Source organism: Paraburkholderia phenoliruptrix (assembly GCF_019511605.1).
GTDB classification, from domain to species: domain Bacteria; phylum Pseudomonadota; class Gammaproteobacteria; order Burkholderiales; family Burkholderiaceae; genus Paraburkholderia; species Paraburkholderia phenoliruptrix_A.
Map to the genome: position 1 here is coordinate 463,559 of NZ_JAEUAV010000002.1, position 18,374 is coordinate 481,932.

General features: G+C 65.2%; 16 protein-coding genes. 8 read left to right on the forward strand and 8 right to left on the reverse strand.

What is annotated here, in order from left to right:
- The first annotated feature begins 3 nt into the window (after window positions 1-3).
- A complete protein-coding gene (locus JNB89_RS05800) occupies window positions 4-207 on the forward strand; it encodes a DUF1653 domain-containing protein (RefSeq protein WP_013343007.1) in 204 nt (67 codons plus the stop codon).
- Window positions 208-399: 192 nt separating this feature from the next.
- Here JNB89_RS05800 and JNB89_RS05805 read toward each other — a convergent pair whose 3' ends face one another.
- A complete protein-coding gene (locus tag JNB89_RS05805) occupies window positions 400-717 on the reverse strand; it encodes a 2Fe-2S iron-sulfur cluster-binding protein (protein ID WP_220361658.1) in 318 nt (105 codons plus the stop codon).
- A gap of 77 nt (window positions 718-794) precedes the next feature.
- On the reverse strand, window positions 795-2,807 hold the full coding sequence (locus tag JNB89_RS05810) for a sigma-54-dependent Fis family transcriptional regulator (RefSeq protein WP_220361586.1): 2,013 nt from the start codon (window positions 2,805-2,807) through the stop codon (window positions 795-797).
- Window positions 2,808-3,260: 453 nt separating this feature from the next.
- Here JNB89_RS05810 and JNB89_RS05815 point away from each other — a divergent pair, with 453 nt between their 5' ends.
- Window positions 3,261-3,551 (forward strand): DUF1488 domain-containing protein, encoded by a 291-nt coding sequence (locus JNB89_RS05815; protein WP_013343010.1) that lies wholly within the window; start codon window positions 3,261-3,263, stop codon window positions 3,549-3,551.
- Window positions 3,552-3,647: 96 nt separating this feature from the next.
- On the opposite strand, the gene JNB89_RS05820 is transcribed toward JNB89_RS05815, so the two are convergent.
- The 5 genes from JNB89_RS05820 to JNB89_RS05840 all read right to left on the reverse strand — a co-directional run bounded on the left by JNB89_RS05820 (window position 3,648) and on the right by JNB89_RS05840 (window position 9,245).
- Window positions 3,648-4,949 (reverse strand): NCS2 family permease, encoded by a 1,302-nt coding sequence (locus JNB89_RS05820; RefSeq protein ID WP_013343011.1) that lies wholly within the window; start codon window positions 4,947-4,949, stop codon window positions 3,648-3,650.
- Between the two features lie 182 nt (window positions 4,950-5,131).
- Window positions 5,132-5,392, reverse strand: a complete 261-nt coding sequence (locus JNB89_RS05825; protein ID WP_013343012.1) for a DUF4148 domain-containing protein — start codon at window positions 5,390-5,392, stop codon at window positions 5,132-5,134.
- A gap of 127 nt (window positions 5,393-5,519) precedes the next feature.
- The gene (locus JNB89_RS05830; protein ID WP_220361587.1) at window positions 5,520-6,296 is read right to left on the reverse strand and encodes a slipin family protein; all 777 of its coding nucleotides are present in this window, start codon (window positions 6,294-6,296) and stop codon (window positions 5,520-5,522) included.
- Window positions 6,293-8,125: an NfeD family protein gene (locus tag JNB89_RS05835; protein WP_220361588.1), complete on the reverse strand. Its 1,833-nt coding sequence runs from the start codon at window positions 8,123-8,125 to the stop codon at window positions 6,293-6,295. Before JNB89_RS05835 ends, JNB89_RS05830 begins: the two co-directional genes overlap by 4 nt.
- 82 nt (window positions 8,126-8,207) lie before the next feature.
- Window positions 8,208-9,245, reverse strand: a complete 1,038-nt coding sequence (locus JNB89_RS05840) for an AraC family transcriptional regulator (RefSeq protein ID WP_220361589.1) — start codon at window positions 9,243-9,245, stop codon at window positions 8,208-8,210.
- A 208-nt stretch (window positions 9,246-9,453) separates the two neighbouring features.
- Between JNB89_RS05840 and JNB89_RS05845 the strand changes: the two genes are divergently transcribed.
- The 6 genes from JNB89_RS05845 (at window position 9,454) to JNB89_RS05870 (ending at window position 16,992) form a co-directional block, all read left to right on the forward strand.
- Window positions 9,454-10,587 (forward strand): acyl-CoA dehydrogenase family protein, encoded by a 1,134-nt coding sequence (locus tag JNB89_RS05845; protein WP_220361590.1) that lies wholly within the window; start codon window positions 9,454-9,456, stop codon window positions 10,585-10,587.
- Window positions 10,588-10,691: 104 nt separating this feature from the next.
- Window positions 10,692-12,395, forward strand: coding sequence for an AMP-binding protein (locus JNB89_RS05850; protein WP_220361591.1), 1,704 nt, complete (start codon window positions 10,692-10,694; stop codon window positions 12,393-12,395).
- A gap of 113 nt (window positions 12,396-12,508) precedes the next feature.
- The gene (locus tag JNB89_RS05855; RefSeq protein ID WP_220361592.1) at window positions 12,509-14,017 is read left to right on the forward strand and encodes a CoA-acylating methylmalonate-semialdehyde dehydrogenase; all 1,509 of its coding nucleotides are present in this window, start codon (window positions 12,509-12,511) and stop codon (window positions 14,015-14,017) included.
- Window positions 14,018-14,045: 28 nt separating this feature from the next.
- Window positions 14,046-15,011 (forward strand): 3-hydroxyisobutyrate dehydrogenase, encoded by a 966-nt coding sequence (gene mmsB / locus JNB89_RS05860; protein WP_220361593.1) that lies wholly within the window; start codon window positions 14,046-14,048, stop codon window positions 15,009-15,011.
- Window positions 15,008-15,838 carry an enoyl-CoA hydratase gene (locus JNB89_RS05865; RefSeq protein WP_220361594.1) on the forward strand — a complete coding sequence of 277 codons (831 nt, stop codon included), beginning with the start codon at window positions 15,008-15,010 and terminating at the stop codon, window positions 15,836-15,838. The genes mmsB and JNB89_RS05865 overlap by 4 nt, the downstream gene beginning before the upstream one ends.
- Complete coding sequence (locus JNB89_RS05870) at window positions 15,835-16,992, forward strand: enoyl-CoA hydratase/isomerase family protein (RefSeq protein WP_220361595.1); 1,158 nt, start codon at window positions 15,835-15,837, stop codon at window positions 16,990-16,992. The genes JNB89_RS05865 and JNB89_RS05870 overlap by 4 nt, the downstream gene beginning before the upstream one ends.
- Window positions 16,993-17,048: 56 nt before the next feature.
- Here JNB89_RS05870 and JNB89_RS05875 read toward each other — a convergent pair whose 3' ends face one another.
- Window positions 17,049-18,317, reverse strand: coding sequence for an MFS transporter (locus JNB89_RS05875; protein WP_220361596.1), 1,269 nt, complete (start codon window positions 18,315-18,317; stop codon window positions 17,049-17,051).
- Window positions 18,318-18,374: the final 57 nt, after the last annotated feature.

An 18,374-nucleotide genomic window follows, 5' to 3' on the forward strand; every position in this document is an offset into this window, starting at 1 on the left:
TTCATGTCGACAAACACGCGCTACCGTCACTACAAAGGCGGAATTTATGAGTTGATCTGCGAGGCGACGCTCGAGTCGGATCCGTCGGTCACGATGATCGTCTACAGGGCAAGCAACGGCACGATCTGGACACGCCCGGCAACGGTGTTTTTCGAGCAGATCGAGCATGAAGGCGTGAGCATGCCGCGCTTCGCGCAGATCGATTGAGGTTGAGCACGGCAGACTGGCGCGGAGCACGCACCGCAGTTCAGGCCGTTCAACAAGCTTAACCAGCGGAACCAGCTCACCCTGTTCAGCCGCTCAACCAGCTCAACCAGCTCAACCAGCTCAACCAGCTCAACCGGCTCAACCAGCTCAACCAGCTCAACCAGCTCAACCAGCTCAGCCCGCCCAACCCCTTCAGCGCGGCTCCCGCGCCGGCAATGCGATTGCCTCCGGCGCTTCGATCACCACATCCGTTTGCGCAATCGCCACGCACGGCAGAATGTAGCCTTCCTGCTTTTCCTCGCGGCTAAGACCCGGCCATTCGATCGTGTAGCGCACTTCTCCCGCCGTCATTTTGCACATACAGGTGCGGCAGGTGCCGTTGCGGCATGAACGCGGCAAGCGCAGATCGGCGAAGCCGGCGGCTTCGAGAATGGTGAGCGAATCGGGCGCCTCGAAGCTGCGGCCAAGCGGCTCGACGCGAACGAGAGGCGGGCGGTGCGGGTCGGACATCATGTGAAAGTGTGACTGTGCTCGTCACACTTTACACGCTCGTGCGGCCGATCACCGGCAATCGCGGCGGGAGCGCCTTAGCGAGTCGAGCCGCCCCGCCGCAAATAGCGGTACACGGTATTGCGGGCGAGTCCCAGTTCGCGGGCCGCCGCCGACACGTTGCCGTCGAGCCGTGCCAATGTCTGCGCAATCAGCGTGGCCTGCCAGTCTTCCATGCGCGACGGCGCGGGCATCTGCGCCGGCGCGTCGAGTGGCACCCCGCGCGTGTCGTCGTCATTGGCTCGTGTCCCGAGCGGCTGGCGAGCCGCGCTGTGTTTCGCCGCCGCCTCGGCACAATCGTGCAGGAAATCTTCGGGCAGATCGGCGAGCTCGATCTGATCCGCGTTCTCGGCCATGATGCCCGCGGTGCGCAGCACGTTCGCGAGTTGCCGCAAATTGCCGGGCCAACGGTAGCTCATGAAGCGTTCCAACACCTGCTGCGAAACACGCCGCGGCACATTCTCGCCCTCGTTTTGCAGTTCGAGCATGCGCGTGACCAGCGCGGGCAGATCGGTGCGCTCGCAAAGCGCGGGCAACGTCACCACGAGTCCGTTGATGCGGTAATACAGGTCTTCGCGGAAGGTGCCTTCTTCGATCATTGCGCGCAGATTGCGGTGCGTCGCGCAGACAACGCGCAGGTCCACCGGAATCGCGCGGGTGCCGCCGAGCGGCACCACCGTGCGTTCCTGCAGCACACGCATGAGCCGCACCTGTTGCGCAAGCGGCATATCGCCTATTTCGTCGAGAAACAGCGTGCCGCCGTCGGCCTGCACGATCTTGCCGACGCTGCCGCGCTTTTTCGCGCCGGTGAATGCGCCGTCCTCATAGCCGAACAGCTCGGCTTCGATCAAGGTGTCGGGCAGGGACGCGCAATTCAACGCGACGAAGGGCGCCGCGCGCCGCGGCGAATCGTGATGGATGGCGCGCGCGAGCCATTCTTTGCCCGTGCCCGTCTTGCCGAGGATCAGAATCGGAATGTCGCGGCCGCGCACCTTGGCGACGCGCCGCAAAATGCCCGAGACTTGCGGGTCGCCGGTGTCGAGCGTCTGAAGCGTGGCAGGCGTGCTCGTGGCGGCGGGCAGTGCCGGCCTGGCCGCGCGCGCTGCGCGTCGCGCGGCGTCCGAGGCGAGTTCGTTCACCTTGTCCCCACTATCCGCCGCTGCCCCCACATAACGCTGCGCCGAGTATTCGCCGCGCGCGACCACCCGTACGCCGCTTGGCAACGTCAGCACCACATTCTCGCGCGGCGCGTGCGCGATCCGCTGCAATACCTGGGCGAAGGCAACGCCGAACAGCGCCTCGAACGGCTGAGCCTGCAATGCAGCAAGCGGCTGTCCGAACTGGAACAGCGCGCTGCGATTGGCCGACAGGAACGTGCCGTCGGCGGCGAACGCGGCGAGCCCTTCGAACAGCGTGCCGATGAATTCCGCGCGCGCGTGAAAGTGCACGCGCACTGCCTCGGCAAATTGATTGGAGAACAGATGATTTTCGATCATCTGCGCCGACATTCTGACCAGCGCGAGCGTGTGCTTGTGAAAGCCGCGCGTGTCGCCGCTCACGTCGAGCGCGCCGATGGTGTGCCCGAACGGGTCCGCAATTGGCGCGCACGAGCAGGTGAGAATGCGGTTCGCGTGCAGGAAGTGCTCGTCGGCGTGGACTACGGTGGGTTGGCCGTCGACGAGCGCCGTGCCGATGGCGTTCGTGCCGCGGTCGGCCTCGGCCCATGACACGCCCGGACACAGCGCGACGCGCTTGGCCTTCGCGACGAAGTCGCTGTCGCCGAGACTATGCAGGACCACGCCCTGACTGTCGGTGAGCAGCACCATGCTTTGCGTGTCGACAATTTGCGCATGCAACGTTTCCATGACCGGCAGCGCATGCGTGAAGAGCGACTGATTGCGATCGACCAGTTCGCGCAACGCAGGCCGGCGCAGCGGATGAAAATCCGGCATTTCGGACGCGCGCAGCCCGAGTTCTAGCGAGCGCGCGTGAGCTTGCGCGATGACATCGGGCCGACCGATGCGGGACGGCGTGGCGGGGCGATGGCTCAAGGCATGTCTCCGGTGAACGGTGCGGCGGGTACGTTGCCTGCCGTTTCATGCCGCGGCGCAGCATGCACGCCGGCGGCAGAACACCGATATTACAGGAGCCGAAGCCCTGCGCGCGGCAGGGAAAACACCGCGACGCGGTCGCGGCAGCGGGCTCGCGCGGCACATCCATGTGTGGTCGACGCCTCGGCACCGGTGTGTCGGATGCACGAGTTCCGCGCAACCCGCACCAGCGTCAAGCAAACCTGAAGGAAAACTTGCGCCGCGCGCGAACTCGTCTAAAGTGGATCAAATCATCCTCGCGGCGCGCGTAGTGCGTGCCGTGCCGACGGATGACGAGCCCGCGTCGCCGGCATTGGAAAAGGAGGGAGCATCGGCCAGGCGCGATCAGATGTAACCGGCTTGCGCCATTACCCATGCGAATGGTGCGCAGTGCCTAACTTCCAGGTGACCTCCATGCAGATCCTTTTCCCGAATGAAAGTCCTGAATATTCAGGTCGCGAACTCACCCTGGCGTTTCCGGCGCTGGTCGATGGGCAGAGGGTGGAGTGCATGATCACCGCGGAAGCACTCGAAGATCACTTTGGCGCGGCCTCGACGCGCCTCGAGGATATGGTCGGCGCGTTCGACACGCACCGCGAGCGTATTCAGGCGGCCACCCGGCGTCTGCTCTCGGAAACCAGCGCACAGTGCGTCGTACTGCGAAGCGGCTATGTGCGCTTCTATGAAGCCAACGGACGCGCCTGACGCGTGATGCGTGATACGTGATGCCTTAGCGGTGCCGCGTCATGCATGATGCCTGACGCGCGAAAGCGCGGCGGCGGCGCCGCGCCTGCTGCGAGCCTACTCGCTGCCGAGATAGAAGTAGCGGAACAGAAAGATCGCCGCGATGATCCACACCACGAGCTTCACCTGGCGCGCGCGGCCGGTCAGCAGCTTGAGCCCCGCATATGAAATGAAGCCGAAGGCAACGCCGTTCGCAATGGAGTAGGTGAACGGCATCAGCAGTGCGGTGAGCGCGGCCGGCACGACTTCGGTTGCGTCGTCCCACGGCAGGTCGAGCATTTCGCGCAGCATCAGGCACGACACGTAAAGCAGCGCCGGCGCCGTCGCGTAGCCGGGCACCACGCCCGCGAGCGGCGCGAAGAATAGCGCCGCAAGAAACAGCACGGCCACCGTAATGGCCGTCACGCCAGTGCGGCCGCCCGCCTGCACGCCCGAGGCGCTTTCGATATACGCGGTCGTCGACGAAGTGCCGAGCACCGAGCCCGCCAGAATTGCGGTGCTGTCTGCGAGCAGCGCGCGGTTGAGCCGGTGCATCTTGCCCTCCACCAGCAGACCCGCGCGGTTGGCGACGCCCATTAGCGTGCCCGTCGCATCGAACAGTTCGACCAGAAAGAACACCAGAATCACGTTCAGAACGCCGGTGGACAGCGCGCCGCGAATGTCGAGTTGCAACAGCGTCGGGGCAATGGAGGGCGGCGTGGAGACGATGCCGTGGAACTGGTTGCCGCCGAAGAAAAAGCTCAAAACGGTCACGCCGACAATGCCGATCAGGATCGCGCCGCGCACGCGCAGGTAGTCGAGCGTGACGATGGCAAAGAAGCCGATGATCGCGAGCACCACATGCGGGTTATGCAGATCGCCGAGCGTGACGAGCGTGGCGGGATTGCCGACCACCACGCCTGCTGTCTTCAGCGAAATGATGGCGAGAAAGAGGCCGATGCCGCCGGTAATGGCAATGCGTATGGAATGCGGAATGCCTTTGACGATCACCTCGCGCACGCGAAACAGCGTCACCACGAGAAACAGGCACCCCGAGATGAACACGGCCCCGAGCGCGGCCTGCCACGTGAAACCCATGCCCTTTACCACGGTGTACGCGAAGTACGCGTTCAGTCCCATGCCCGGCGCGAGCGCAATCGGGTAATTCGCATACAGACCCATGATCAGCGAGGCGAGCGCGGCCACGAGGCAGGTCGCGACGAATACCGCGTCTTTCGGCATGCCCGCGTCGCCCAGAATGGCCGGGTTCACGAAGATGATGTAGGCCATCGTCAGGAACGTGGTCAGGCCGGCGAGCACTTCCGTGCGCAGATTGGTGCCGGCCGCATCGAGGCCGAAATAGCGTTTTATCGAATCCATAGGGCGGATCTCTCGTCGTAGGGGCGAGATGATACCTTGCCAGCGCCTCGTGCGCAGCCGCAAGCGAATTTGTGCGCTTGGGCAGCAAAGCCTGGCGGCAGGCCGGGTTTCAGTAGGCCCGGGCGGGCCCGGCGACCATTGCGGTCGCGAGCGGCATGGCCTGCCGTGCTGAGCTCAGATGCTTACTGCGTGACGGTGCCGTCCGTCTGCTGCGCATGCCGTTGCGCGACGATGCGCGCGGCGCGCTGCGCGTTGTGCGGGTAGTTGATCCAGTCGAGCGGATCGTAGCCGGCCGCGCGCCACTCGGCGAGATCGGCTTTGACCTCGGCGCGGGTTTTCGGCGCGGACGGGTCCGAGGGGCGGGGCGACGATTGCGCCATCGCGGCGCTCATGCTGACGGCGGCCAGCAGCGCGCCGAGTCCGATACGGGAAAGCGTTTTCATGACAGGCTCATTGAAGCAGTTAGGGATGTCCCTGGTATTGTAGGGGCGCCGGGTGCGCCGGTTAAGGCGCCCGTTGCGCAATGCACTGTTGCATCCGGTGCGCCCGGCGACGCTTGCGCGTGCCTGGTCATGGCGCCGGCGGCCTGGCGGTGAGACGGTCCACCACGGTGTTCAGCAGATCCACGGGCAGCGGAAACACGATCGTCGAGTTCTTGTCCGCGGCAATGGTCGTGAGCGTTTGCAGATAGCGCAAATGCATCGCCTGCGGCTCGCGCGCCAGCGTCTGTGCCGCCTGCAACAGTTGCTGCGAAGCCTGCAATTCACCTTCGGCATGAATCACCTTGGCGCGCCGTTCGCGCTCGGCTTCCGCCTGGCGGGCAATCGCGCGGATCATCGTTTCGTTGATGTCCACGTGCTTGATTTCGACGATGGCCACCTTGATGCCCCACGCATCGGTCTGCGCGTCGAGCACTTTCTGGATGTCGGCGTTCAGCTGCTCGCGATCGGCGAGCAACTCGTCCAGTTCGTGCTTGCCGAGCACCGCGCGCAACGTGGTCTGCGAGAGCTGGCTGGTGGCCTCGAAGTAGCGCGCGACCTGGATCACGGCCTTCTCCGGATCGACCACGCGGAAATACACCACGGCGTTCACCTTCACCGAGACGTTGTCGCGCGTGATTACATCCTGCGGCGGCACGTCGAACACGACAGTGCGCAAGTCGATGCGCACCACCTGCTGCACCACCGGCACGATCAGCACGAGCCCCGGCCCCTTGACCTTCCAGAAGCGGCCGAGCATGAACACGACGCCGCGTTCGTACTCGCGGAATATCCGTATCGACGAAGCGATCAGCGCCGCCACCAGCAGAATCAGAAGACTGCTGAAACCGAATGTGAAACCGATCATGAGGTCTTTCCTCCGAGAGAGGGCTGTTGCTGCTGCGTGTGAGGGGCAATGACCGGCTCGACCAGCAGCGTGAGCCCTTGCCGCGCGCTCACCCGCACCGCCTCGCCCGCCGCGAGCGGAACCGGGCTCGACACGTGCCAGCGCTCGCCGTTGATGCGCGCCCAGCCGGCCGCTGGGCTGGATAGCGTGGGGCTCGTCGCAGTGGTCGTTGCGCTGGGTGCCGCGCCGTGTGCCATGTTGTCTGCCAGGTTGCGTGTGCCGCCGCCTGCTTTGCTGGCCACGTCGCTGCCTGCGTTGCCGCCGGCTCCTGCGACGCTGACAAGACCCTCGTCGAGCACCACGCCGATGCTGCCGATCAATCCCTCCGAACCCGTCACCACCGGCCTGCGCCGCGCGCGCAGCGCGAGCCGGGACACACCGAGCACGAACAGCACGCTGAATACGAGGACGGCGGCGATCATCGGCAACGGAATGCCGTAGCCCGGCACGTCGGTGTCGATCAGCATCAACGCGCCGATCACGAACGCGACAATGCCGCCGAAGCCGAGCGAACCGAAGGTCGGCAGAAATGCCTCGCCGATCAGAAACGCAATGCCGAGAAAGATGAGCCCGAGGCCGACGTAGTTGACGGGCAGCATCTGCATTGCGAACAGTCCCACTAGCAGGCTGATTGCGCCGACCACGCCGGGCAGCACGAAGCCTGGGTTGGCGAATTCGAAAAAGAGGCCGTACATGCCGAGCATCAGCAGCATGAGCGCGACGTTTGGATCGGTGATGACCGCGAGAAAGTGGCTGCGCCAGTCGGCCTCGAGCGTGACGAGCGGCGCGCGGGCTGTGGCAAGCTTCACGTTGCCCGCGCTGGTTGCGACCGTGCGGCCGTCGAGCTGGCGCAACAGGTCGGGCACGTCGCGCGCATTCACATCGACGACGTGCTGCGCGAGCGCGTCGGCGGCCGTCAGGCTCACCGCCTCGCGGACCGCGCGCTCGGCCCAGTCGGCATTGCGCCCGCGCATTTGCGCGAGGCCGCGGATATACGCGGCCGCATCGTGCACCTGCTTGCGCAGTTCGGTCGACTGGGTGTCGAGCGGCAGGTTGGCGGGTGCGGCGGATGTGCCGCTGGCGTTGCTGGCTGGAGCGCCGCTGGCGCTGCTCGCAGCAGGCGCCGTCGCGCTGGCAGGGCCCGGCGCCTGCCGTTCCCGGTCGCCGGTGCCTGGCAGGCGCGGCGTGCCGCCCCCGGGCGGCTCGGTGCCGCCAATGCCCATCTGAATAGGTGTGGCGGCGCCGAGATTGGTGCCCGGCGCCATTGCCGCAATGTGGCTCGCATAAACGATGTACGTGCCGGCGCTCGCGGCTCTCGCGCCGCTCGGCGCGATGAACGTCGCAACCGGAACCGGCGAGGCGAGAATCGCCTTGATGATCTGCCGCATGGAGGTATCGAGCCCGCCCGGCGTGTCGAGTTGCAGCACTGCGAGTTGCGCGTGGCCGTCGGCGGCGCGCTGCAGGCTGCGCACGATGAAGTCGGCGCTAGCAGGACCGATTGCGCCGCTCACCGGAATGACCACCACGCTGTGGCTCGCATATGCGTTGCCGGGCGACTCGGCGACGGCTGCCGCGTGAGCTGTGGGCACGGCAATCTCTTCGCCCGACGCGAACAAGGATGCCAGTTGAGATACCAGCAAAGATGCGAACGGAGAAGCAAGCAGCAGCGCAAACGCCAAACCTCTCCCGAACGCGGTCATGCCGCGCAGGAACCGGCGCGCGGCACCGCCGTGGATCAAGGACGGGCGCGCGCCAGACTGCCGGAACGGGCGACGCGGATACGTGCTCATCGCTAATGGGCGCCGCGCGCCGTCGACGGATATTCGCCGGCGCGGGCCGACACTCCAGAAAGACTGGCCTGCTGCTTACAGCTTAGTCCGATTCCGCGCGCCGCGTGAGGTCCGCGCGCGCCGGCCGGTAGTCGGTGGGGCGCATGCCGGTCCATTTGCGAAACGCGCGATGAAACGCGCTCGGCTCCGCGAATCCCACCGAAGCGGCGATATCCGCGATGGTGCGCCGCGACTTCTGCAGTTCGCCGATTGCAATGTCGCGCCGCAGGTCGTCCTTGATCGACTGATAGGTATGGCCTTCCTGTTTCAGGTGGCGCCGCATCGTCGCCTCCGCGACGTTCAGGCGTGCAGCCATTTGGTCCGCGGCGGGCCAGGCGGCCATCGGCAAGGCGCGCAGCGTCTTGCGCACCCGCGCGGCAAGCGAGCCCGGATTGCGGTACTTGACGATGAAGCTCGCCGGCGCGTCGCGCAGGAACGGCTTCGCCGACCGCGGAGTTTGAATCACCGGAAGCTCGAGAAAAACCGGCGAGAGATCGACATACGACTCGGCCTGGTCGAACGCCATGTCGTCGCAAAACATCAGTTGGTACTCATGCGCGGCGGGCGGTGCCGCGCAGCGAAAGCGCGCCTGGATCAGCGGAATGCGGCGCCCGACCAGCCAGCACAGTAGCCCGTACACGACGATGAAATAGGTCGCGTAGGCAAACATCGCAGGCGGCTTCGTCCCTTCTCGCTCGACAAAGCGCAGACGCACGCGCTGCGCGTGCATTTCGATCTGCGCGCCCAGGTCGTCCAGCACGAGCCGCATGAAGCCGACGGCGCGCGCCAGCGCCTGCGCGCCGGTGCGTGCCGTGAGCGCGGCCTGCGTCATCGCGACGAAGCTGCCGGATTTCATGCGATGCGAATCCTGACCGAAAAATTCGTCGTCGAGCGCGCGTGCTATGCCGCTCCACAGCGCGCCATATTGCGCCGACGACACGCGGCTTTTCGGCGAAGCCAGCATGGGCGCGGCAATTCCAGCGGCTTCGGCGAGCTGCGATGCGTCCAGTCCACGGGCGAGTGCAAGTGCCAACGTTTCGTTGACGAGACTCACGGAAATGGTGCCCTTCTCGGCTTTCATGCAGGTCGACCTCGGTGTGATCAGTGTGGCAATCGCGCTCAACGCCTGGCCTCGCGGACGAGGCGTTGCACTGCCCAACGCGGGAATCCACGGCACCACATGGTAGCAGTATGGCAAACGCGCTCACGCACAATGATCGCGCTGAGCATCGAAGCGCGCAGGGGAGTTGCCTACACTTGCTGCGAACGCAAGCACAGGACTCAGGCTCATGGACAGCTTCTACACCGAAGAACAACGCATGATTCGCGACGCCGCACGCGACTTCGCGACCGAGCGCCTCGCGCCGAACGCCGCCCAGTGGGACCGCGACGCGCACCTGCCCGAGGACGTCGTCAAGCAAATGGGCGAACTGGGTTTTCTCGGCATGATCGTGCCGCCGCAGTGGGGCGGTTCCTATACCGACTACGTGGCCTACGCGCTCGCGCTCGAAGAAATCGCGGCCGGCTGCGCCGCATGCGCGACGCTGATGAGCGTGCACAACTCCGTCGGCTGCGGGCCGATCCTCAACTTCGGCAGCGACGCACAGAAAGACCGCTATTTGCAGGACCTCGCGAGCGGCCGGCGCATCGGTGCGTTCTGCCTGACGGAGCCGCAAGCGGGCTCGGAAGCGAACAACCTGCGCACGCGAGCAGTGCTGCGCGACGGCAAGTGGATACTCAACGGCAACAAGCAGTTCGTGACGAACGGGGCACGGGCGGACATCGCAATCGTGTTCGCCGTGACGGACCCAGATCGCGGCAAGCGCGGTATCTCCGCGTTCATCGTGCCCACGGACACGCCGGGCTTCAACGTGGGCAGGCCGGAGCACAAGCTGGGCATTCGTGCTTCGGACACCTGTCCGGTTTCGCTGGACGACTGCACGGTGCCCGAGGCAAACCTGCTCGGCGAGCCGGGCGAGGGTTTGCGCATCGCGCTGTCGAACCTCGAGGGCGGGCGCATCGGCATCGCGGCGCAGGCGGTCGGCATTGCGCGGGCCGCGTTCGACGCGGCGCGCGCCTATGCGAGCGAGCGCACGCAGTTCGGCAAGGCGCTCAAGGATCATCAGACCATCGCCAACATGCTCGCGGACATGGCCACGCGCCTGAACGCCGCGCGTCTGCTCGTACATCACGCGGCGCGGCTGCGCTCGGCGGGCGAGCCGTGTCTGTCGGAGGCGTCGCAGGCAAAACTGTTCGCGTCGGAAACGGCCGAACAGGTCTGCTCGAACGCCATCCAGATTCACGGCGGCTACGGTTATCTGGAAGACTACGCGGTGGAGCGCCACTATCGCGACGCCCGCATCACGCAAATTTACGAAGGAACCAGCGAAGTGCAGCGCATGGTGATTGCGCGTCATGTGTGAACGCTGCGCGAGCCGCGTTTGAGCGCAAAATAGCTTGCCGACAGAGCAACGCGAGTTCAACCGGAACAAGAGCGGATCCATACCGCGCCCATCAGGAGACGACCATGACTGCAGCGAAAGCCTTCTTCGACGCCCGCGAGCTGTTATTGCGCCATCGAACCGACTATGAGCGCGCCTACCGCGAATTCGCATGGCCGGTGCTCAACGAGTTCAACTGGGCGCTCGACTACTTCGACGTGATCGCGCGCGGCAACGACAACCCCGCACTATGGATCGTCGACGACCCGGCCCATGACGGCCTGCGGGTGTCCTACGCGCAAATGTCGGAACGCTCCGCGCGCATGGCCAACTTTCTGCGCGGTGTCGGCGTGAAGCGCGGCGACCGCGTGCTGCTGATGCTGCCAAACCGTGTCGAACTGTGGGACGTGATGCTCGCCGCGATGAAGCTCGGCGCAATCGTGCTGCCCGCCACCACCCAGCTTTCCGCCGACGACGTGCGCGATCGCGTGCAGATTGGCGGTGCGAACTTCGTGGTGGTCGACAGCGCGGAGTTGTCCAAATTCGATTCGCTCGACGTACCGTTGACGCGCCTTTGCGTGGGCGCGCCGCGCGACGGCTGGATCGATCTGGCCGCGGCATACGAGGCGTCGCCGCATTTCACGCCGGAAGGCGTCACGCGCGCCACCGATCCGCTGCTGCTCTATTTCACGTCCGGCACGACGTCGAAGCCGAAGTTGGTCGAGCATACGCATCAGAGCTATCCGGTCGGGCATCTGTCCACCATGTACTGGATCGGCCTGCAGCCGAACGACATACATTGGAATATCAGCTCGCCGGGCTGGGCCAAACACGCATGGAGCTGCTTTTTCGCGCCGTGGAATGCGCAGGCGTGCGTGTTCGTTTTCAACTTCGCGCGCTTCGTGCCGAAAGACACGCTGGACGTGCTGGTTCGCTTCAACGTGACCACGCTGTGCGCGCCGCCCACCGTGTGGCGCATGCTCGTGCAGGAACATCTCGCGGATTATCCGGTGAAGCTGCGCGAGATTGTCGGCGCGGGCGAGCCGTTGAATCCGGAGATTATCGAGCGCGTGAAGCACGCATGGGGCATTACGATTCGCGATGGTTTCGGGCAGACCGAGACCACCTGCCAGATCGGCAACCCGCCGGGGCAAGCAGTGGTCGCGGGGTCGATGGGGCGTCCATTGCCGGGTTACAGAATTGAGCTGCTCGACGCCGACGACCAGCCGGTAAGCGAAGGCGAGATCGCGTTGCCGTTGGGACCCGAAGGCAAAGGGCGTCCGCTCGGGCTGATGACGGGCTACGCGAACAACGCAAAGGCTACCGCCGAGGCCATGCGCAACGGCTTCTATCGTACGTCCGACGTGGCGCTGCGCCGCGATGACGGTTACTACGTGTACGTGGGCCGCGCCGACGACGTCTTCAAATCGTCCGACTACCGGCTGAGTCCGTTCGAACTGGAAAGCGTGCTGATCGAACACGAAGCGATCGGCGAGGCAGCGGTCGTGCCGAGCCCCGATACGCTGCGCCTTTCTGTGCCGAAGGCGTTTGTCACCGTGCGCCAGGGCTACGAAGCCGGGCCTGAGCTCGCGCGGGCGGTGTTCGCATTTTCGCGCGAAAAGCTCGCACCGTATAAGCGGATTCGCCGTCTGCAATTCAGCGAGTTGCCGAAAACCATCTCGGGCAAGATCCGCCGCGTCGAATTGCGGCGCCGTGAAATGGAGCGGCAGGCCGAACCCGCGCGCCTGCCACACGAATACTGGGAAGAAGATTTCCCCGACCTGCGCTAGCGCGCACTTCTGACCGGCTCAGACCGCCTGGCCCTCTGAGGCCGCTCAGACCACATCAGACATTCATTTTTCAAGCCACTGTCCGGGCCCAGGCCCACAACAGGAGTTCCAGCATGAACGCAATGGCCTCGAACACCGTGAAGCTGCTGATCAACGGCGAGTTCGTCGAATCCAAAACCACTGAATGGCGCGACATTGTGAATCCGGCCACGCAAGAAGTACTGGCGCGCGTGCCGTTTTCAACCCCGGACGAAGTCAACGAAGCGATTCGCGCTGCGCATGCCGCGTTCGGCACGTGGAAGAACACGCCGGTCGGTGCGCGCATGCGCATCATGCTGAAGTACCAGGCGCTGATTCGCGAGCATATGCCGCGCATTGCGAAGACGCTGAGCGCGGAGCAGGGCAAGACGATCGCGGACGCCGAAGGCGACGTTTTTCGCGGACTCGAAGTGGTCGAGCATGCGTGCTCGATCGGCACCTTGCAGCAAGGCGAATTCGCGGAAAACGTCGCGGGCGGTGTGGACACCTACACGTTGCGCCAGCCGCTTGGCGTCTGCGCGGGCATTACGCCGTTCAACTTTCCCGCGATGATTCCGCTGTGGATGTTCCCGATGGCAATTGTGTGCGGCAATACCTTCGTGCTCAAGCCCTCCGAACAGGACCCGTTGTCGACCATGCAACTGGTCGAACTTGCGCTCGAGGCGGGCGTGCCCAAGGGCGTGCTCAACGTCGTGCACGGCGGCAAGGACGTGGTGGATGCGCTCTGCACGCATGAACTGGTGAAGGCAATTTCGTTCGTCGGTTCCACGGCGGTCGGCACGCACGTATATCGGCTCGGCAGCGAACACGGCAAGCGCGTGCAATCGATGATGGGCGCCAAGAATCACGCGGTCGTGCTGCCCGACGCGAATCGCGAGCAGACCTTGAATGCGCTCGCGGGTGCGGGTTTCGGCGCGGCGGGGCAGCGTTGCATGGCGACTTCGGTAGTCGTGCTGGTGGGCGCGGCGCAGCAATGGCTGCCCGATCTGGTCGCCAAGGCGAAGACGCTCAAGGTGAACGCGGGCAGCGAGCCGAACACCGATATCGGCCCCGTCGTTTCGCGCGCCGCGAAGGAACGCATTCTCGGGCTGATCGCAGCGGGCGTGCGGGAAGGCGCGACGCTCGCACTCGACGGCCGCGACGTGAAGGTACCGGGCTACGAGCAAGGCAACTTTATCGGGCCGACGATTTTCACGAACGTGAGCACCGCGATGGAGATCTATCGCACGGAGATTTTCGGGCCGGTGCTGCTCGTGCTCAACGCGGCCACGCTTGACGACGCCATTGCGCTCGTCAATCGCAATCCGTTTGGCAACGGTGTCGGACTGTTCACGCAGAGCGGCGCGGCGGCGCGCAAATTCCAGAGTGAGATCGACGTGGGCCAGGTCGGCATCAACATTCCGATTCCGGTGCCGGTGCCGTTCTTCAGCTTTACGGGTTCGCGCGGCTCCAAGCTCGGCGATCTCGGCCCATACGGCAAGCAGGTCGTGCAGTTCTACACGCAGACCAAGACCGTGACCGCGCGCTGGTTCGACGACGACGCGGTCAACGACGGCGTGAATACCACCATCACCCTGCGCTGAGCGAGCCCGCAACAACGGAGGCGGCATCATGAAGATTGGTTTTATCGGACTGGGCAACATGGGCGCGCCGATGGCGCACAACCTGCTGAAGGCGGGTCACGCGGTCAACGTTTTCGATCTCAGCGCGCAGGCCGTACAGGCGCTTGTCGAGGCCGGCGCGAAAGCGGCCGCTTCGCCGAAAGCGGCGGCGAGCGACGCCGAGTGCGTGATCACGATGCTGCCCGCAGCCGCGCATGTGCGCAGTGTGCTGACTGCCGAAGACGGCGTGCTGGCCGGCATTGCCAAAGGTGTGACTATCGTCGATTCGAGCACGATCGACCCGGCAAGCGTCAAAGCATTCGCCGAACTCGCGCAGCAGCATGGCAACACATTTGTCGATGCGCCTGTTTCGGGCGGCACGGGCGGCGCGGCTGCGGGCACGCTGACCTTCATGGTGGGCGGCAGTGCGAGCGCGTACGAGCGGGTCAAGCCGGTATTGTCGGCGATGGGCAAGAACATCGTGCATTGCGGCGACACGGGCACGGGCCAGGTCGCGAAGATCTGCAACAACCTCGTGCTCGGCATCACGATGGCGGGCGTGGCGGAAGCGATGTCGCTCGGCGAAGCGCTCGGCATCGACGTGAAGGTGCTGGGCGGCATCATCAATACGTCGACGGGGCGCTGCTGGAGCTCCGACACCTATAACCCGATGCCGGGCGTGATAGACAGCGCGCCGTCCTCGCGCGGCTATACCGGCGGTTTCGGCACGGACCTGATGCTCAAAGACCTCGGGCTCGCCACCGACGCCGCAAAGTTCGCGCGTCAACCGGTGTACCTCGGGGCGCTCGCGCAGCAGCTTTATCAAACGATGAGCACGAAAGGCGCGGGACGTCTGGATTTTTCGGCGGTGATCAGGCTGTATCGCAACGACAGCGAGAACGGCAGCGGCAATAACAACGACGACAACAACGACAACAACAGCGGCAACCGCGCCGCAAACGGAGCCGCGCGATGATCGACCTCGATTACATGCACGAAGGCAGCGTCGCGCAACTCACGTTGAGGCGGCCGCCCGCAAATGCATTCACACCGGAGGGCTTGCTGCAATTGCAGCAGATAGTGGAGCGTCTGAACGGCGAACCACGCGTGCGCGCAATCGTGGTTACCGGCGAGGGGCCGAAGTTTTTCAGCGCGGGTGCTGATTTGAATACGTTCGCCGACGGCAATCGCGAAGTGGCGCGGATCGCGGCAGCCCGCTTCGGCGCCGCGTTCGAAGCGCTGCAAAATGCGCGGCCTGTGGTGATCGCCGCGATCAACGGCTATGCAATGGGCGGCGGGCTCGAATGCGCGCTGGCTTGCGATATCCGTATTGCCGAACAGCACGCGGTGATGGCGCTGCCCGAGACCGCCGTCGGCTTGCTGCCGTGCGGTTGCGGCACGCAGACGCTGCCGTGGCTGGTCGGCGAAGGCTGGGCAAAGCGGATGATTGTGACCGGCGAACGCGTCGACGCCGCGACTGCACTGCGTATCGGGCTCGTCGAAGAAGTCGTGGAAAAGGGCGCTGCACGCGACGCCGCGCTCGCCATGGCGGCGCGTGTCGCGACGCTGAGTCCACAGGCCGTCGGTTTCAGCAAGACACTGATTCATGGCGCCCGCAACGGCGTGCCGCGCTCGGCCGCGCTTGCGCTCGAGCGCGAACGTTTCGTCGATCTGTTCGACGGTGCCGACCAGCGCGAAGGCGTGAACGCATTCCTCGAAAAGCGCGCGCCGCGCTGGCAGGTCATGCAAGGCGATGAAGCAACCAACGCCACCCACACCACCAACCAGGGGACGCACCCATGAGCGCTTTGCAAAGCGTCGTGCCCGAGTTTGCGCCGCCCGCGGGCGTGGACGTCGAGCGCGAGATCCTGTTTCGCGTGGTCAACCGCGTCGCGATCATCACGCTGAACCGCCCGGCCGCGCTCAATGCGCTGTCGCACGCGATGATTCGCGAGCTCGCGGTGCTCGTCGAACATTGCCGCAACGACGACGGGATCGCCGCGCTCGTGCTCAAAGGCGCTGGAAACAAGGGCTTTTGCGCAGGCGGCGACGTGCGCGAGGTGTATCGCCTCGCGAAGAACGGCGACAGCCGCTGGCTTGCGTTTTTCGTCGACGAATACCGGCTCGACTACGCGTTGCATACCTTCCCGAAGCCGGTGGTCGCGCTGCTCGACGGCATCGCGATGGGCGGCGGCATGGGGCTCGGGCAGGCGGCACGGCTGCGCATCGTCACCGAGCGCAGCAAAATCGCCATGCCGGAGACGCGCATTGGCTTCGTGCCGGATGTCGGCGCGACGCGCTTTCTCGCCGTGATGCCCGTCGAATTCGAGTTGTATGTCGGCCTGAGCGGCGCGACCTTGTCAGGCGCCGACGCATTGCGGCTGCAACTCGCCGATTTGTGCGTGCCGGCCGACTGGCTTGCCTCCGCCGAAGAACGGCTGCGGCGCATGTCGCATGAAGCCGATCTGCTGAGCGCATTGCGCGGCGTCTTCGAGCCGCCGTGCAACATCGTGCCGCATGCTGCGTTGGCGCCGTTGACGCAAGTGGTCCTGCGGCATTTCGACCGGCGCTCCGGCGTCGACAGAATCGTGGCGACGTTGCGCCACGACCTCGAACGCGACTCGCCGCGCGAGGTGAGACAGTGGCTGCAGTCCACTTACGACGCGCTCACGGCGCATTCGCCCACCATGCTTCATGTGACGCGCGAGGCGCTGTTGCGCGGCCGGCAGATGACGCTTGCCGAGTGTTTCCGGATGGAGCTCGGCATCGTCAAACGCGCCATCGAGGAGGGCGACTTCTGCGAAGGCGTGCGCGCGCAACTGATCGACAAGGACCGCAAGGGCCGCTGGGCGCCCGCCACGCTGCCGGAAGTGCGGCCGGAGCGCGTCAGGCACTTTCTGACTTCGCCGTGGAAGCGCGAAGCGCATCCTCTCGCGGACCTTGGTGGCGCAGTCTGACTGACGCTCGGGCGAAGGCGCTCGAGTCAGGGCCGCTCGAGTCATGGCCGCTTTGTTCAGCCTTCGCCGACTACCGCATCGCTGCGCAGCACAGGGGGCGCGGGTGCCTGGCCTTGCGGCGCCTGCGCGCTTCGCACGCGCGAAACCCACAGAACGCCTGCCAGCGCGACCGCTACCGAGACCCACCCCACCGTCCCATATCCGACGATCTGGCCGGCAGACGAGTTGCCGAGCATCAGGCCGCCGATCCATGCGCCGCAGCCTGTGCCCAACGCCTGAAGTGCGCTGTTCGCGCTGAGAAACGCGCCTCGCCGCTCGGGCTGCGGGACGGTGGTCAGCAGCGCTTGCATCGGCACCATCCGCCCGGACATGAGCACCATGAAGAGCGGAAAGAACAGCAGCAGCGCGTAGAACGGCACATGCGGCAAGTGCGTGATGAACAGTACCGGCAGACAGGCAAAGAGCGCCGCGATGCGGAACACGCGCCGCGCGCCGAACCGGTCCGCGAGTTTGCCGACGCGGCGTGACGTGAAGAAGGTTGCCGCACCGCCCGCCATGTAGAGCCACGACAATTGCTCGGGCGCCACGCCGTGGTTCGCGACGAGCACCGGCGCGATGAACGGGATGATCAGCATGTGCGCGACCATCATCACGAAGGTCAGCGCGAATGCCGCCATGTGGCGCGGATTGCCGAGCAGCCGCATGAGTTCGGGCAGCACTTCGGCGAGCGGCGGCTGGCGCGCGCCCAGATGCGCGGCGAGCGACGGCACCAGTTGCCAGCCCGCCAGCCAGATTGCGCCCGAAAGCGCGACCAGCAGCAGGAACGGCGCGGCCCAGCCGAAGTGCGCGCCGAGCATCACGCCGGCCGGCACGCCCGCGATCGCTGCGAGCGAGAAGGCGGTCATGATGGTGCCCGTCGCGGCGCCGCGCCTTTGCACGGGAATGACGTCCGCGACGATCGCCATGATCACCGACGCCAGCACGCCGCCCGTGATACCCGCAAAAGCGCGCGCGGCGAGCAGCAAGTGGAAACTGTTCGCGAGCGCGCACGCGAGGTTGGACAACGCGAACAGCGCATACACGGCGAGCAGCAGACGGCGCCGGTCGAAGCGGTCGATATAGGTGGCCGCGAACAGTCCCGACAGGCCCGAACACCATGAATACGCCGACACCGCCGTCGCGAACGCGGCCGGCGTGATGGCAAACGAATGCATGATTTGTGGACCGAGCGGCATCATCACCATGAAGTCCATGATGATGGTGAACTGGGTTAGCGCAAGCAGCCAGAGCAGCCGGCGCTCATGCGTCGAATCGATTGAATACATCGGCAGGTTTCCTGTTTTTGTTGTTGTCGTTGCAGCCGCCGCTTGCAACCGCCGCTT